Here is a 16,487-nt window from a genome sequence, read left to right on the forward strand (position 1 = left end):
AGGCTGTTGGGGCTATGGTGTCTGCATTCGCCGTTCAATTCTAGTGAAATGCTTATAGGTCATTGGCTTATGCGATGAAGTGAAGGTCGGATGAGAATGTTTCGAGGTTATTTTAAATCGATTTATTCGATGCTAATGCGGCATTTTTTACGCTTTTTAGCGATTGGTTCCTGATGGATGATGCCCGCCATCAAAAGCCTATTCAGGAGACGATCATGCTTGAACTCAGACCTTTCAAATCCTTGGGCGGCGCCCATCATGGCTGGTTGGATGCCCACCACCACTTTTCGTTCGCCGAGTACTATGACCCCAAACGCATGAACTGGGGCAACCTGCGCGTCTGGAACGATGACGTGATTGCCGCTGGCACCGGGTTCCCGACCCACCCGCACCGGGACATGGAGATCATCACCTACGTTCGCGAAGGCGCGATTACCCACCAGGACAATCTGGGCAACAAGGGTCGTACCGAAGCCGGCGACGTCCAGGTCATGAGTGCCGGCACGGGGATCGCTCACAGCGAGTACAACCTGGAAGCCACCGATACCAAGATCTTCCAGATCTGGATCATTCCCAATGAAACCGGACTGGCTCCGTCCTGGGGCGCCAAGCCCTTCCCCAAAGGCGATCGTGAGGGTTTTGTGACATTGGCCAGTGGCAAGTCAGGTGACGACCAGAGCCTGCGAATTCGTGCCGATGCGCGCCTGGTGGCCGCGAACCTGAAGGCCGGCGAGTCTGCCGAGTATCGGTTGGACAATGGTCGTCGTGCTTATCTGGTTCCCGCCACGGGCGTCATTGAAGTCAATGGCTTACGCGCACAAGCTCGAGACGGTGTTGCGGTGGCCGATGAGCAGGTACTGCGCGTCACGGCCATCGAGGACAGCGAGATCGTGTTGGTCGATCTGGCTTGATGCAGTGTCCACCTGCAGGAGCGCGATTGCTCGAGAGGAACGGCATCGGTAACGCGGGCTGTCTGACACCCCGCGTTGACCGGCACTCCATCGCGAGCAAGCGCGCTCCTGAAGGGGTTGGAGATTACGTGGCGGAAATCGCCCCATCCACCAGCGTCTGCGCTTCAGCGACCAACTGCTTGAGGTGGTCGTCACTGACGAAGCTCTCGGCATAGATCTTGTAGATGTCTTCGGTACCCGAGGGGCGCGCCGCGAACCAACCGTTCTCGGTCATGACTTTCAGGCCGCCAATGGCCTGGTCGTTGCCCGGCGCGTGGCTGAGGATGCTCTGAATCGGCTCGCCCGCCAGTTGGGTCGAGGTGACCTGCTCTGGCGACAACTTGCTCAGCAGCGCTTTCTGCTGCGGATTGGCCTTGGCATCGACCCGCACCGAGAACGGCTCGCCGAGTTCGTCGGTCAGCGCGCGGTAGGCCTGGCTCGGGTCGCGACCGGTGCGGGCGGTCATTTCCGCCGCCAGCAGCGCAGGAATCAAGCCATCCTTGTCGGTGCTCCAAACACCACCGTCCTTGCGCAGGAACGAAGCCCCGGCGCTCTCCTCGCCACCAAAGCCCAGCGAGCCATCAAACAGACCATCGGCAAACCACTTGAAGCCGACCGGCACTTCATACAGACGACGCCCAAGCCGCTTGGCCACCCGGTCAATCAGGCCGCTGCTGACCACGGTTTTGCCCACGGCCGCGTCGGCGCGCCATTGTGGACGATTCTGGAACAGGTAGTCGATCGAGACGGCCAGGTAATTGTTTGGCGCGAGCAAACCACCCGACGGGGTCACGATGCCATGACGGTCGTGATCGGGGTCACAGGCGAACGCCACGTCGAAGCGCTCCTTCAAGCCGATCAGGCCTTGCATGGCGTGGCTGGACGATGGGTCCATACGGATCTGGCCGTCCCAATCCACGGTCATGAAGCGGAAAGTCGCATCGACTTCCTTGTTGACCACCTCGAGGTCCAGCTTGTAATGCTCGGCAATCGCCGACCAGTAGCGCACCCCTGCTCCGCCCAGCGGATCGACACCCAGACGCAGCTTTGCATCGCGAATGGCGTCGAAGTCGATCACGTTGATCAGGTCGGCGACGTAGGTATTGAGGTAATCGTGACGGTGGGTGGTGCTGGCCTTCAGCGCCTGCTCGTAACTGATGCGCTTGACCCCGGCCAGCTTGTTGCCCAGCAGCTCGTTGGCCTTGGCTTCAATCCACTTGGTGATATGGGTATCGGCCGGGCCGCCGTTGGTCGGGTTGTATTTGTAGCCACCGCTTTGCGGCGGGTTGTGCGACGGCGTGATGACGATGCCGTCCGCCAGCCCGGAGGTCCGGCCGCGGTTGTAGCAGAGAATGGCATGGGAGATGGCGGGTGTCGGGGTGTATTCGTCACCCTCGGCGATCATTACCGTGACGCCGTTGGCTGCCAGTACTTCGAGGGCGCTGGCGCCAGCCGGAGTGGACAGCGCATGGGTGTCGATGCCGACGAACAACGGGCCGTCGATGCCCTGGGCTTCGCGGTACAGGCAGATTGCCTGGCTGATCGCCAGTACGTGCCACTCGTTGAAACTCAGATCGAACGAGCTGCCCCGATGCCCGGACGTGCCAAAGGCGACGCGCTGGGTGGAGATGGCGGCGTCGGGCTGGCCGGTGTAATAGGCCGTGACCAGTCGCGGGATGTCGACCAACAGTTGCGCCGGTGCCGGTTTGCCCGCAAAAGGACTGAGTGTCATGCAAAACCTCTGGGATAGAGTGGTTCGGGGATGGATCGCAGTTTACTGGCAGTTTGACCGTAACGCGATGGGATCGATCCACCGGCCTGCAAGGATGTTTTCGCCGCCACTCAGTCGATCGCCTCCAGGCGCAGCGCATCCCCGAGCAGGCTCAACGCCGCTGCAAGGTCATGATCACCGCTGAAGGCATGATTCAGGCGCATATGCTGCGCGTGCAGGCCCTGCAAGCTGAACAATTCCCCCGGCGCAATCACCACGTGCTGCTTGAGCAGTCGCTGAAACACCCGCCGCATATCGACCTGGCGCAGTGAGCGGACCCAGATCGTGGCCCCGCCACGGGGCTCGACGACATGCAGGGCATCGCCCAGGCGCTCGTGCAACAGCTGTGTCATTTGCACCTTGCGATCCCTGAGCAACCTGCGCAGCACCTGCAGGTGCTGGTCGATCCGGCCATTTGCGTACAAGCGGGCAATCGCTTTCTGGCGAATCGGCGACAGGCGATAGGCACGCAGCAGGAAATGCCGCTGCAATTGCTCGCTGAAATGCCGCGAGAGCAGATAACCGTAAGGGGCTTCCGGACCGATGACTTTTTCGAAGGTGGAAAACACGATCAACCGCTGCGGGTCGAGCAGATCGCGAAATCGCAAACCACCCGTTTCGAATTCCAGCTCTGCGTAACAGTCGTTCTCCAGCACCCAGACGCCATATCGCTCCAGCAACCGGGCAATGGCCTGCCGGTTCTCGTCCGGCGCCAGACTGCCGCGCGGCACGTTCAACCCCGACGACAGCATCACCAGCCGTATCCGCCGGGTTTGCAGCAGCTCCTCGAGTTGCCCGGCGTCCAGGCTGCCATCGGTTTGCACTGGCCACTCGACCACTTGGACATCCGCCTCCTGCAACAGGCGCAGGATCGTCCAGTCGCACGGAGCCTCCACCACCACCGCAGCCTCCTTGAGGCCCAGGACCGCGATCAGTATTTCCAGGACGCCACGCAGGTCGGCGCCGATGTAGACATCATCGGCGTGCCAGCAGCGCACCGGCGAGGTGGTGTAGCGCGCCGCCAGGGCCGTGCGCAACTCCAGTTCGCCGCAGGGCTGGGACGGCGGTTGCGGCAGACGCGGGTACTGACGCAGCAACTCGCGCTCGAGCAACAGCAACGGGCTGTCGAGCGGCTGCAACAGGGCAGGCTCATCGGCGCTGAACACCAGCATGCCCGGCCGCCGGGCGCTGACATACAGGGTTTCGAGCAAATCGCCGTCGGCGCCAGGCAGGCCGAGGGAAGACACTGGCATCGCGTAGTAGCCGGACTTCGCCACCGAATAGACCCGCCCTTCCTTCTCCAGCAGCGAATAGGCGTACTGGATGGTCGAGATCGACACGCTCAGTCGATTGGCCAGTTGGCGCAACGAAGGCAAGCGCACACTTGCATCGTGGGTCGGTTCATTGATCAGGTGGGTCAGGTAACGATACACCGCCTGATAGGCGAAATCGGTCTCGCGAGTGCCTTTCAACGTCCCGCTGACCATTCACCCGCCACCGCTGCGTCGTAGTCGGCGGATAGTCCGTCCGCACCGTCGAACAGTTCATCATTCGGCCCGTCCACGGCCCTGGGCACCGGCCCCATGCGATACAGCTTGCCGATCAGGTTGACCGGCAGCCCGCTGACGTCGACCATCCACTGCGCTATCTGTTCCGACACCGGATTGCCCTGCATCGCCCGGTGCAAGTCGGGCATGGCCACCAGCATGCCGGGGTGGCACTGGCGCAGGAAACGCTCAAGACCGGCGCCGTTTTCAACGAAAGGTGCGAACAGCAGGCAAACCAGTTGCGCCTCGCTCAAACCCAGGCTCTTCTGCGCTTCGGCTGTGGCCAGCGCCCGTTGATCGGCCAGGCGCGCCGGGTTGCCAAAGACCTCAACGGCCTGTTCGCACAGACGCTCTGGCAGGTGCTTGCGGCGCATCATCACCAATGCTCGTTGCAGGTACTCGGCGACACCCGACTCATAGCTGCCGCCATGTACGTAGCACGCCTGCAGGCCCCGGACATGAGCGGAAATCGTTGGGCTGACAAACTCGTTCTCGCCGAGCTGCGCCGAAAGTTCGTCAGGCTGAAACCCCAGAAACTCGGTGAGCAACGGCCATCGCTCCTCGCGATTGCTGACCAGCATGTCGTGAATGTCGATGAAGGAAGTGCGGCGACAAGCCTCGAACTGCTCGGCCGGACGCCACTGCGCCTGCCCCTGCGTACCGAATAGCGAGCGGTAAAAATCGTTGCCCAGGTCGTCGAGTACTGCGTACAGCTCATCGAAGCCACTGCCCGCAGGGCGCGGAGGTGGCAGGCCCGCCTTCGCCGCCGCTCGTCTCAGGCCATCGAGAAACTGTTTCTGCTGACGCGGTGTGTCACTGCTGATGAACGCATCGACGCCCCTGTCCCATCGGGCGATTTGCCCATAGAACTCGCCCATGGCCAGATATCCGTCATCCCACAGGTCCAGCGGTGCACCGATGGCTCGGCGATGCCCGACCATCAACAGATTGAGTCGGCTGGCTTCTCGGCCTGCTTCGGAGATCGGCGACGGGTGAGTGAACGGTAACACCTCACGATGATCGGCCGTCACCACCTCCACCCTGGGGTCGTCGTAGAAGAACAAGGCACTGTTGCTGCGGTGGATATTGTCCAGGGCTATCGCGCTGACGCCGTTCATGCGCAATGACGCCACGCGCAACTGGAACGTGGCGGGCGCCCGGCCGGCGATGCTCAACTGCGCGGCACGCAGCAGCGCCAGGGTGTAGCAACTGTCCCGAGACCCGGACTGGACCGCCAGCACCTTGTAGTCGCCGATGTGCTCCATGCCGCCGGCGGTGACGACCAATCGCTGAATCAACAGCTGCAAGGCCGTGCGTTCCGCCCGGGAAAAGAAGCTCAGCAAACGTTGCAGCATCTGCTGATAGACATAGTTCATCGCCTGATCATGGATAAGGGTCATGTTTATTTACCTGATGCTCGTAAGTTCAGTCATGCACAAACAACGACAAGCAGTGCGCAAACGAATTGTCTGCCACCCATGAAGTGTCGGAGGTCATTCAAAGGCTAGCACTTTAGCCTTGAGTCATTATTTTTTGTAAAGGGACCGCGTGCCTGTTTCGTCAACGGGCGACAGGCCGGAAAGCCCCGCCATAGAGGGATCTTCAGACTTAAGGAGATATCCTAGGAAATGTCTTACAGCGCCCCACAGACATTTAGCACAGGAAATAAGGAAAGAAGTCGCGCAGACTGTTTGGGGGACTGCGCAACGATCAACGGTTTGTCGGAGAAGTATTAACGAAGTGCATTGAGAAGTATCAACCCGATACCCAGACATGACTCTTTCCTTGAGATGAAAGTAATCATTCAATTATCAGGGCTTAAAGGACGATTAGAAGATACAGATCAAGGGCAAAAACCAGCTCAGTTGCTGAGCAGGCCTTATCGACACCAGATTCCGGCGCCGTACCGGCAACAAAAAGTCCGTGCAGGCACGGACTTTTCCAGTGGGATGTTACGCCGGCTCGACCTGAAGGGCGACCCGCTCGCGGCATGGGCATTCGTCCATGTAGCGGTGGGCTTCGACGAACTCGGAAAACGGGAAGACCCGAGTCTTGAGCGGCACCAGGACACGATCGGCCGTCAGCTGGTTGATGTCACGCAAGGCCCGTTGCAGTGCGACCTGGTCCTGGACAATGCCCAGTTCCGGCTTGCCGGTGAAGTTGCCGATGCAGTGTACGAAAAACTGAATGTTCTTCTGGAACGCCGCACAGGCCGGGAATGGCGTCTGGTTACCGCCTTGCAGGCCGTACAACACCAGGCTGCCGCGCGGTGCCAGGACGTCGCCGAGCAGTGACATCTGCGGACCGCCCAGGCCATCGAACACCACATCGACGCCACGGTTTTCGGTGATTTTGTTGATCCGCATGAGCAGATCTTCTTCCTCGGTGACGATCACTTTCTCGGCACCCAGCGACAACAGGTACTCACGCTCTTCAGCGGTCTTGGTGGCGGCAATCACCCGCACACCCAGGGCCTTGCCCAGTTGCACGAAAGAAGGCCCGGCACAGTGGCTGGCGTCGGTCACCAGGGCAAATTGCCCGGGTTTGACCCGAGCCAGGTCGGCATAAGCGAAATAGGCAATCAGCAACGGCGTGTAATGCACCGACGCCTCGATCGGGCTGAGCACGTCCGGGTAACGAGTCAGGGCCGTGCGGGGCAGTACAATCTGCTCGCCGTAGACCGGGTAGTCGTTCGGGCTCTCGGCTGGGAAGCTGGCGACCTTGTCACCCACCGCCAGGTCATCGACGCCCTCGCCGACGGCGGTCACCACGCCGGACATTTCATGGCCCAGGCCTGAAGGCAGGCGGGCATGGGAGGACGCCAGGTTCTGACGCCAGAGAATGTCGTACCAGCTGATGCCAATCGCCTCGACGCGCACCTGCACTTCGCCCGGTGCAGGGAGAGCGGCCGCATGCTCTTCGCATTTGAGCACCTCGGCTGGACCAAACTTGTGAAAACGGATCGTGCGGGACATCGCAAACCTCGCCAAATGAACCTCTAATGCCCTGAACTCTATCCGGGCTTTGGGCCCAAGACCATCAGTGGCTATTAATAGTCGACATGCCTGTCATTAATTCCGCAGCAGCGGCGACTTCGTCAAAATGTCGTAAGAAATCGAAAAAACCTACGTAGGAAAACTCAATTACTCGGTGCAGAGTAGCAGCCTTTCCCCGTAATATTCATGCCGGCCATTGTTCTCATATGGCCGCTCTCGTCAAGCTTGATGACTCTGCCAGGACTCCAGATGAATCGTAATGACCTGCGTCGTGTCGACCTGAACCTGTTAATCGTATTCGAAACACTGATGCATGAACGCAGCGTGACCCGCGCGGCGGAGAAGCTGTTCCTCGGCCAGCCGGCCATCAGCGCGGCGCTCTCGCGCCTGCGCGGGCTGTTCGATGACCCGCTGTTCGTGCGTACCGGTCGCAGCATGGAGCCGTCGGCCCGGGCGGTTGAGATCTTCGCGCTGCTCTCGCCCGCCCTGGACTCGATCTCCACGGCCGTCAGCCGTGCCGCAGATTTCGATCCGGCGACCAGCACCACGGTGTTCCGCATTGGTCTGTCGGACGACGTCGAGTTCGCCTTGCTGCCGATGCTGCTCAAGCGCCTGCGCGCCGAATCACCCGGCATCGTGCTGGTGATTCGACGGGTCAACTACATCCTGATACCGGGTTTGCTGGCCTCCGGCGAGATTTCCATCGGTGTCAGCTACACCACCGACCTGCCAGCCAATGCCAAGCGCAAAGTGTTGCGCCGCAGCATGCCCAAGTTGTTGCGCGCCGACAGCGTTCCGGGCCCCTTGAGCCTGGACGACTTCTGCGCCCGCCCCCACGCGTTGGTGTCGTTCGCCGGCGACCTCAGCGGCTTCATCGATGAAGAACTGGAAAAACTCGGGCGCAAACGGCACGTCGTGCTGGCCGTGCCGCAGTTCAACGGCCTGGGCACGCTGCTGAGCGGCACCGATATCGTCGCAACCGTGCCGGATTACACCGCCGAAGCCTTGACCGCCGCAGGCGGCTTGCGCGCCGAAGACCCGCCATTGCCGACGCGCAGCTTCGAATTGCACATGGCATGGCGGGGTTCCCAGGACAACGATCCGGGGGAACGCTGGTTGAGGTCGCGGATTCAGATGTTTTTCGGAGATCCTGACAGTCTTTAGATGTCGTCGGATAGGCTGTTTATCTGATTACTCCTGCCTTTCCATAAACCATGGAGCGCCATTCACTTCCAGTGGATTGCTACATTGAGGGCACATCTGAGGGGATGCTTTGGAGGGTTTGAAAAGGATGCCCCCAGTCCAAGGCCAAGTGGGCTGTCGGTAACTGGGTAAATCTTGCCCTGGCAATAACACGGTAATGCCGTTAATTGGGCTACTAGGCAGATCTTGATACGGTGCCCCGTCAGAGGTTGCACCGTTAGATGGGCATCCACCTCGGTAACCTCATTCGCCCGCTGCGTCGGCAGCGCACGCATGAACGGGCATGATCCGTACGCGTATTTCAAGGATGTGCTGAAACTGTTGCCCACGCAGAAGGCCAGTGAGATCGAACAACCGCTACCGCATTAAATCCACTGCACTGCCCTTTGACGCCAGCCTTGGGCGTGAAAAACATCGATCCTTTATTTGCACGGACAAGCTCTACCGGACTTTTGGCCTGATAGGCGAGCTCTGCATTGAACAAATTCAAATCAACCCCACCCTGCGCATCGAAAAGCGCCCCAACGCGCCCCGTGTAATAAGCCGCTAAATCTCGCATCGCTCCATACATCCAGGGTGAGGAATCCACGGTCATCGCGACTGTGCCGTATTGTGGAAAGTGCGGACAATCGTCTTTGGCGATGCCTGAAGTGCCCGGCCCATTTTTTCGTATGAACCCATACATTTCACATGAGGCCGGCTCGGCGTTTGCCCACATCGGGCTCTTTACATCCGAAACTGGTTTGGTACAAGCATCACTCAGCGCCTTAGCGCAAAGGCCTATGTCTTTGGAACAAGACTCTGAGATATCACGCAACGAGCGAACGACTCCCTCGTTACCTATCGCCGGCTTTATAACGAAAAGCCTGGCGAAATATCGTCCTCGCGACTTTTCCTCCACACTCGGCTCGACGCAAGCGCCACCATCAACCGGGCTTTCCACAATGCACCCAAGCAGAACAGGGTGACGCCAATTGTAAATATCGTATGCGTGTGTAGGCTCACCCTTTTCGATACAGAACTCATCAAAGTCTTCAAGACCTGGCAGCCGAAGCGAAAGTCCTTGCTCACGTATCTGTGTTTTCAGGCGGCAGACATCATGCATGTTGCCACCGCGATCCTCTGCATGATCGGAGATAATAATGTTGGGCACGCCGCGCCGGATCAATGCATAAGCGCCAAGGTTTTCAGACTGGCCGCCATCAGATAGGTGTATGAAGGTTGAGTCCTTGGGAGCTTTCAGACGGTCAACGTAATAAAGCGGAAACGGCAGTGCCATATGACCAAAATAGGCAAAATCCTCCACGTTCGGATTTCGGTATGAACTCCCCCAGTTCAGGGTCGATACCTTCATGCCTGCTGCTGCGAAATTTCTCCAGGGAACACTCATCTCCCCCTTTTGCTGGTCATCGAAAAAAGCCGCCGACGAAACAACCGCCTCTGTAGGCGTGATACCTTCAAGTTCACCTTCTTTGTAACCGTACAAGCCTGACCCAAATCCATACGGTGTGAATTCGAAGGACGTAAAGCGCAAATCGGACTGTCCACCAACATCGAGAACAGACCGATCCTCTCCTGCGGTGGTATTGATGATCCACATCGGCGCGCCCTTCTCTTCGTACGTTCGCCGAATGTCTTTGAACGTCAGTTGACGCGCCTTCTCGATATCACCTTCACGACGTATCTCGCCGTTCGTGAGCAATGGCTTTACACACCCACCGTCCTGACAGAGCGGTGGGCTCGCGCCATAAGTACGCGCTATGCCTTTGGCATAGGCACGCTGAGTTGATGACACATTCCACTGCCAATCGAAGACGATATTGGGAATGACACTGATAACTGCCGAGGCTACCAACAGAACCGTGTTTTCCACGATCTCGTTGTTGATGCTGCCATCCTCGTCAGTGGTGTCGTAATTGAATGAGCGAGCACCAAACATATTGCGCCCGGTACTGAAGAGATCCTGATAGGCCCGTATGTAGTTCTGGTATCGATAAGGATCATTGAGATCCTTCGCGCCTGGCGCAGTGAAAGGAACCTTGTGTTCATAATTAGTGAAGTTTTCAGGGGGGCATCGCTCAAGGTTCAGAGGCTGTCCCTCAAGCATTTTGACGTATCGAGAAGGCAAGCAATCCGCGAAAAATGGGTTCAACCGCGCAGGATCGAATTTCCCGGGGGCTCTGAATTCGTCCCCTGTATCCAGAACCAATCGCGAGTAGTACCAGTAGCCTGCGTAACCTCCTCCAGAGACAGTTGACAGGATATCGACTTTCTTCATTAGCCCAGTGCTGTGCATGCCTTGAAGCACTCCCATCGCAAAACTGGAAGCTTTGGTCCCTCCTCCTGCCAATGCTAAACCGAGGTTTGGAGGTGCTCTCCTACCTGCCGTTTTTCGTTCGTTACGAAATAAGTAATCCATATGGGCGGTCTCGAAATAGCCGTTCTTGATCTCGTAACGAGCATTTTTCTTCAACCAGTCATCCTGAGTCGGAACTGCAGCGCACCCGGACAGAAGGATGAAACACAACGGAACGTAGACACTAGGGACTTTGCACATTGCGGCAAGCATCCTTCCATGGGGATGCGCAGAGCATAGATGAAAGTTTGCGTCATACCCTGAGCGCGAGGGCTTAAAAAAATAGACACCTCGGGCCTTTGGCACATCAGCAGATACACTCGCTGGGTAGATTGCCGCCACCAGGGGCGGACCATTACCCTGCCATATCAGCAGCTGCTGCTCTCTGTCCAAGGATCAAGGATGAACCACTCTCTTGCTGAATGGCGCCGAATCAGCCATCACCTGATCGCCGGATGTCGGCCCCAAACTATTTTACTTAGCGAAGATGGCATAATATGCCAACAATCAAAAGTACCTGTTTTGCATGGAACTGGAGCTAGTTATGGCGACGCGAAACGTTGTGCTCACCCCTCACCAGGATCAGGTTATCCATGACTTGGTGCAGTCCGGCCGTTATCAGAATGCGAGCGAAGTGATGCGGGAAGGTTTGCGTTTATTGGAGCAGCGCATCGCCGAAGACAACGCCAAAATTGAGGCACTGCGTCAGGCGACCTCGATCGGCATCATGGATCTTGAGCATGGGCGCTTTACTCAGGTGAACGAAGGGGATATGGAGCACTACCTCGAGGGCTTGAGCCTGGAGGCAACCCTCCCCGCGAGAGAGAAACACTGAGCATGTCGCAATATCGGATTTCCAATGCGGCGCGCGCCGACATTGTCGACATCCTCCGGCTCTCCCAGACGCAGTTCGGTGATCAAACACGCCAGCGCTACCAGGCGCTGATCCTCGCGGCGCTGCAAGCGCTTGCCGACGCACCTCATCGCATTGGCAGCCACGACCGCGATGAGCTTGCACCGGGCCTTCGCAGCTATCACCTTTCCTATTCACGCCAGCAGGCCAAACAAACCCATGGAACGGTGAAAAATCCACGCCATATCGTGTTCTATCGTGTGGCAAACGACGACGTGATCGAGGTCGTCAGACTCCTTCATGACGCCATGGAAGTGCAGTTGCACTTGCCGAACGACTGATCAGCAACCTGGCCCAACGGTTTAACCGGCCATGAACAGCGAAGGTAAGGCGCCCCCTCAAGATCTCAACCTGAGCCCCGCCGCCGCGAATCAAGCTCCATAAAATCAGCGATCCTCCTGCGTATTGCGCAAGAAACGCTCAAGCACATTTTTTGTGATCATCACGGTGTAAATGTCTGCCTGCATCAGCCCATGTACCCATTCGCACGTGGCGGCGGTAAAGACCTCACCTCGACCTTTGTGGAAGTGCACCACCATGCCAGCCCCGCGGCTATGCGAATCGATGCTGGCGTCGCTAAGGTCGGGCGCCAGGATGGAAGCACGGAACCGGGCATCGCCATCGCCGAGCATGAACGAATAGGCATCCTCGGCGCGGCCGTGCTCGGCATTGGTTGCAAAGCCCATTGCGAGGATTTGCAATCCGCAGGGCGCACCGTCGGTGCCGAGCGGTTCCGGGAGGCCGTCGACGAACGTGTATTCCAGGCCGTCCACCTCATAGCCGAAGATGTTGGCTTCGTCTGCGAACATGTCCGCGTAACCCAGGCCCGTCCCCATGAACGCCCAGTGCTCAGGCCTGAAGACGGTATACCCGCGAGGGCCACGCGGAGCCATTCCCCCAAAGCTGGCATAGATCCCGCGCAGAGCATTCACCCCGAACGTCCTTGCCCCTGGGTGATTCACCCTCGGGTCTTCCCAGGCTCCCGTTAGCCGATGAGGCTCGGTAGCCGCCACAGGATCGAGCGCACCGGCATCGTACTTGTAGGCCACCTGCCGCCGCCCCTCATCCTCCAGACGAATCTGCCACATGAAGTTGCCGGCGAAGCGCGCGACCTTGCCGCCCTCCTCGACAAAAGCGTCGACATGGTCGCGCATTTCCCGCGTCCAGTACTCGTCGTGCCCGGTGAAGACGGCGCAGGCGTAGCCCTCGAGTGCGTGCCGGTCGTGATGCAAATCGTCCTGGGTCAGGATATGCACCGTATAACCTTGCTGCTCGGCCCAAACCACAAAAGGTCTCTCGTAAGAGGCCCACCCCGCCAGCGCGTAGTACTTGGCGTAGCCGTTAAGGCTGGCCCATTCGATGAACTCATAGCGCGCCGGCCCTGGCTTGCGGGGCCGCGTCGCGTTGACGCAACGGGGTGCGCCCTCCGGCAGCCACACCTGCCCTCGCGCCCAGGGGCGCTGCGCCGACAGCAACGGCGAGCGGCCACGCGGCGTGTCGGGGTGAATGCCAAAGTAATGATTGGCACCGCCCCAGTCGTTATAAGCGGCCCAAGTCGAGGTGGCTGCGACGAGCACCAAGGCATCGGTACTCTTGCGCAGCGCCTTGACGATGAACAGATGATGCCCGAGGACGCTGTTGTCGCCGTCCCGCACTTCCACTATGTAGCCACCCGGCTCGGCATCCGCCGGGATTGACCATTGCATGAAAACGGGCCATTGGCAGCCCTGCTCATAGGCACGTTCGGGTATGGGGTGGAATCGCGCGTCAAGGCTGTCGGTGGTATGCAGCGTGCGGGCGATGGCGCCATCACGATAGATCCTGAGTTTCACTTGCGGGCGGTTTGACGACAGGTACAGGCAAACCGAATCACCCGGGCTATAGGCACGACGGTCCGAGTAGCACCAGGCGGCCGCCGGGCCAGACTCGGAAGGGACTTCGACCCAGGTCTCGCGAGCGCCCTGACGTGGCCCCGAAGTCTGGCTGACGGTCACGTTGGCGCCCGGTCGTTCGCCTCGCGCAGCAGGTTTTTTCAGGTCTGTGGAATTCATTGACTCGTACTCCTTTGATCGGCTGATTCTGTGGCTCGACCCGTCAATGCATTTCCGCTGACTCGAGCGCCCGGCGCCTCGATGTGCGCAAGGTCGATGCCCGCCGTTTCGTCGATAAGAAACCCTGCCAGGACAGTGACTACGCCCAACCCGATGACATAGCTGACGTACAGATAGGCAAGGTCGGCGCCGCTGAGATAGTTGTGCAGATAAGGGGCGGTGCCGCCAAAGATCGCCACTGAAACCGACGAGACCAATCCGACGCCCTGTGCCCGTGCCTGAGTCGGCACCTGCTCGGAGAGCACAGCGGGGAAAATCGCCGCGATCAACGACCAGGCGCCGAGCCCCAGCATCTGGGCCAGAAACAGCGTGTAGGGCTCAGTGGTTACCATGATCGAAATGGGATAGGTCAGCAGGATCACACCCAGGCCCCAGGCGATGACCATGGGCCGGCGCCCTACCCGATCGGACAACATTCCGCAGACCGGCAACCAGCACACGCAGAGGATCTGCGCGAGAAGACTCGCCACATAGGCACCCGTGGCGTCCATGCCCTGGGCAATCGCCGTCGAAGCGCCGAACGTGACCCAGGCGTAGTAAGTGACATTGGCGGCCGCTGCAAGCATGACGATGTTACGCGCCACTCGCAGCATCTCCCCCGTCGACAGCTTGCGCGGCGGCCGCGCTTGCCCCTGCTGTTCCACGAACACATGAGATTCCTGGGCACCGCGGCGCAAAAACAGCGCGTAAATACCGAGCACTCCACCCATGGCGAAGCCGATCCTCCAGCCGTAGTCGCCCATGGCCTGCGCGCCCAGCAGCCAGGTCAGCAGTGCCGCCACGGCCGTTGCCGCCATCACTCCCAGCGTCACCCCCACGTACACGGAACTGGACCATAAGCCACGGTGCTCGCTTGGGGCTATCTCGGCGACATAGGTGTAGGAAACCCCTGTCTCGCCACCATGGGCGAGCCCCTGCATCAGGCGGAAAAACAGCAGCGCGACCGAGGCATACAGGCCGATGCTCTGGTAATCAGGGATAAGCGCAATGCCCAGACTGCTGAGCGCAAGCAGCAGCATGGTGAGCACCATGATGGTCCGGCGCCCCAGTCGGTCGCTCAGTCGGCCAAACAACCAGCCGCCCACAGGGCGTGCGACAAAGCCAACCGCAAACACGGCAAGCGTCGCGAGCATCGCCGAGCGCGCATCGGTCTTGTCGAACAGGTTGCTTGCCAGGTACACCGAAAAGGTTGCGTACAGGGTCCAGTCAAACCATTCAAGCGCATTGCCGATACTTGCTGCGCGCAACGATTTGAGGCGTCCTTGGTGAGACGTCGTATTGTTCATGGGGTATCTCCTGATTACGGACGGATCGAGGCGCTGTGACAAACCGGATCAAAGGTGCAACGCGGGCTGGCGAACGCCATGGGCAGAAGGGACGCGGACACGCAACGCAATCAGCAACGCGGCGAGCAGCATCAGCACCGCCGCGGCTATGAATACGCCTGCGCTGCCACCGAGGCTGAACATCGCACCGCCAGCGGCGGCGCCGGTGGCAATGGCTGACTGCACAGAGGCCACTACCATGCCTCCGGCGCTTTCCGCCTGATCAGGTACCGCGCTGGCGACCCAGTTGGACCACGCCACCGGCACACCACCAAAGGCCAAGCCCCAGACCGCCAGCAGTACCGCCTGCCCCGGCACCGAGGCCGGCAACAGCACCAACGCCAGTGCCGCAACGCCGACCAGCGCGGGCATCAGCACCAGCGTGGCCAGCGGGTGGCGCTCCAGCAGCCTGCCGGCCAACAGCGTGCCGACGAAGTTCGCCACACCAAAGCCCAGCAGCATCAGTGACAGCCCTTGCGGGCCGATGCCGGTCGTGCCTTCGAGGAACGGTCGAACATAGGTGAACATCGCGAAGTGGCCGCTGTGCACCAGCACACAACCGAACATCCCCATGGCGATGCCCGGACGCTGCAACACCTCGAGAACGGTGCGCAGACGTGCCGGCCGACGCGGCGCCAGGCGCGGCAGAGTGAACGACTGGAAAGCCAGGGTCACCATGCCGACCGCCGCCGCTGCGAAGAACGCGCTGCGCCAGCCATACAATCCGCCCAGATAGCTGCCCAGCGGCACTGCCACCACCGTGCCGATGGCAATGCCGCTGAAAATGATCGACAGCGCCCGGGGCAACAGAGCACTCGGCACCAAGCGCATCGCCACCGCCGCCGCCATGCTCCAGAACCCGCCAAGGGCAATGCCCAGCAAGATGCGCATCAACAACAGCACCGCGAAGCTGGAGGAAACGGCGACCAACAGATTGGAGGCGACCATCAACGTGGAAAAACCCAACAACACCCAACGTCGGTCGATGCCACGGGTCAGGCCTGGCACCAACAAGCCAGCGAACAGCGCGACCACTGCGGTCACCGTTACCGCCTGGCCAGCCAGCGCTTCGGACACGCCCAGGTCGGCAGACATCAGCGTCAACAAGCTGGCCGGAAGGTATTCAGCGGTCAGTAATCCGAACACCCCCATTGCCAACGAGAAGACGGCCATCCACGCGGGCGTCGCAGGTTCTACGTCCGCGCCGACGCCGGGATGGCGGTCGGACACGGCGTTACATACACAATCAGTCATTGCACGGATCTCCCAATCTTCATGGCGAGCCGAAGTCTAGGCGCCGGAAGCTGGATGATCT

Annotated in this window: 11 protein-coding genes and 1 pseudogene; 5 read left to right on the top strand and 7 right to left on the bottom strand. The window is 59.7% G+C overall.

Going from position 1 to position 16,487, the window contains the following annotated elements:
- Positions 1–215: 215 nt before the first annotated feature.
- Positions 216–911: a pirin family protein gene (locus IB249_RS23170; RefSeq protein ID WP_192308068.1), complete on the top strand. Its 696-nt coding sequence runs from the start codon at positions 216–218 to the stop codon at positions 909–911.
- A gap of 124 nt (positions 912–1,035) precedes the next feature.
- Here the strand turns inward: IB249_RS23170 and pgm are convergent, their stop codons facing one another.
- From pgm to IB249_RS23190, 4 genes are all read right to left on the bottom strand, one after another.
- Positions 1,036–2,682, bottom strand: coding sequence for a phosphoglucomutase (alpha-D-glucose-1,6-bisphosphate-dependent) (gene pgm / locus IB249_RS23175; RefSeq protein WP_192308069.1), 1,647 nt, complete (start codon positions 2,680–2,682; stop codon positions 1,036–1,038).
- A 110-nt stretch (positions 2,683–2,792) separates the two neighbouring features.
- Entirely contained in the window at positions 2,793–4,193 is a 1,401-nt protein-coding gene (locus IB249_RS23180; RefSeq protein WP_192308310.1) for a PLP-dependent aminotransferase family protein, read from the bottom strand.
- The gene (locus IB249_RS23185; RefSeq protein WP_192308070.1) at positions 4,190–5,668 is read right to left on the bottom strand and encodes a hypothetical protein; all 1,479 of its coding nucleotides are present in this window, start codon (positions 5,666–5,668) and stop codon (positions 4,190–4,192) included. The genes IB249_RS23180 and IB249_RS23185 overlap by 4 nt, the downstream gene beginning before the upstream one ends.
- Before the next feature lie 552 nt (positions 5,669–6,220).
- Complete coding sequence (locus IB249_RS23190; protein WP_192308071.1) at positions 6,221–7,243, bottom strand: zinc-dependent alcohol dehydrogenase family protein; 1,023 nt, start codon at positions 7,241–7,243, stop codon at positions 6,221–6,223.
- Positions 7,244–7,513: 270 nt separating this feature from the next.
- Between IB249_RS23190 and IB249_RS23195 the strand changes: the two genes are divergently transcribed.
- The 4 genes and pseudogenes from IB249_RS23195 (at position 7,514) to IB249_RS23210 (ending at position 12,017) form a co-directional block, all read left to right on the top strand.
- The gene (locus IB249_RS23195) at positions 7,514–8,428 is read left to right on the top strand and encodes a LysR family transcriptional regulator (RefSeq protein WP_225607157.1); all 915 of its coding nucleotides are present in this window, start codon (positions 7,514–7,516) and stop codon (positions 8,426–8,428) included.
- A gap of 297 nt (positions 8,429–8,725) precedes the next feature.
- A pseudogene (locus tag IB249_RS23200) lies at positions 8,726–8,836 on the top strand (transposase domain-containing protein); the annotation flags it as partial.
- Positions 8,837–11,367: 2,531 nt separating this feature from the next.
- Positions 11,368–11,658: a type II toxin-antitoxin system ParD family antitoxin gene (locus tag IB249_RS23205; RefSeq protein WP_192308072.1), complete on the top strand. Its 291-nt coding sequence runs from the start codon at positions 11,368–11,370 to the stop codon at positions 11,656–11,658.
- Between the two features lie 2 nt (positions 11,659–11,660).
- The gene (locus IB249_RS23210) at positions 11,661–12,017 is read left to right on the top strand and encodes a type II toxin-antitoxin system RelE/ParE family toxin (RefSeq protein WP_192308073.1); all 357 of its coding nucleotides are present in this window, start codon (positions 11,661–11,663) and stop codon (positions 12,015–12,017) included.
- 105 nt (positions 12,018–12,122) lie between these two features.
- On the opposite strand, the gene IB249_RS23215 is transcribed toward IB249_RS23210, so the two are convergent.
- Genes IB249_RS23215 through IB249_RS23225 form a run of 3 tightly spaced genes read right to left on the bottom strand, consistent with a single transcriptional unit; the run spans position 12,123 to position 16,426 of the window.
- Positions 12,123–13,787 (bottom strand): N,N-dimethylformamidase beta subunit family domain-containing protein, encoded by a 1,665-nt coding sequence (locus tag IB249_RS23215; protein WP_192308074.1) that lies wholly within the window; start codon positions 13,785–13,787, stop codon positions 12,123–12,125.
- Entirely contained in the window at positions 13,784–15,133 is a 1,350-nt protein-coding gene (locus IB249_RS23220; protein ID WP_192308075.1) for an MFS transporter, read from the bottom strand. The genes IB249_RS23215 and IB249_RS23220 overlap by 4 nt, the downstream gene beginning before the upstream one ends.
- 48 nt (positions 15,134–15,181) lie before the next feature.
- Positions 15,182–16,426 carry an MFS transporter gene (locus tag IB249_RS23225; protein ID WP_192308076.1) on the bottom strand — a complete coding sequence of 415 codons (1,245 nt, stop codon included), beginning with the start codon at positions 16,424–16,426 and terminating at the stop codon, positions 15,182–15,184.
- Positions 16,427–16,487 lie beyond the last annotated feature (61 nt).

The organism is Pseudomonas sp. PDM04 (assembly GCF_014851765.1).
GTDB lineage: Bacteria > Pseudomonadota > Gammaproteobacteria > Pseudomonadales > Pseudomonadaceae > Aquipseudomonas.

Coding starts and splice junctions, on each gene's coding strand:
- IB249_RS23170 (WP_192308068.1), top strand. CDS start 216: ATGCTTGAACTCAGACCTTTCAAATCCTTGGGCGGCGCCCATCATGGC.
- pgm (WP_192308069.1), bottom strand. CDS start 2,682: ATGACACTCAGTCCTTTTGCGGGCAAACCGGCACCGGCGCAACTGTTG.
- IB249_RS23185 (WP_192308070.1), bottom strand. CDS start 5,668: ATGACCCTTATCCATGATCAGGCGATGAACTATGTCTATCAGCAGATG.
- IB249_RS23190 (WP_192308071.1), bottom strand. CDS start 7,243: ATGTCCCGCACGATCCGTTTTCACAAGTTTGGTCCAGCCGAGGTGCTC.
- IB249_RS23195 (WP_225607157.1), top strand. CDS start 7,514: ATGAATCGTAATGACCTGCGTCGTGTCGACCTGAACCTGTTAATCGTA.
- IB249_RS23205 (WP_192308072.1), top strand. CDS start 11,368: ATGGCGACGCGAAACGTTGTGCTCACCCCTCACCAGGATCAGGTTATC.
- IB249_RS23210 (WP_192308073.1), top strand. CDS start 11,661: ATGTCGCAATATCGGATTTCCAATGCGGCGCGCGCCGACATTGTCGAC.
- IB249_RS23215 (WP_192308074.1), bottom strand. CDS start 13,787: ATGAATTCCACAGACCTGAAAAAACCTGCTGCGCGAGGCGAACGACCG.
- IB249_RS23220 (WP_192308075.1), bottom strand. CDS start 15,133: ATGAACAATACGACGTCTCACCAAGGACGCCTCAAATCGTTGCGCGCA.
- IB249_RS23225 (WP_192308076.1), bottom strand. CDS start 16,426: ATGACTGATTGTGTATGTAACGCCGTGTCCGACCGCCATCCCGGCGTC.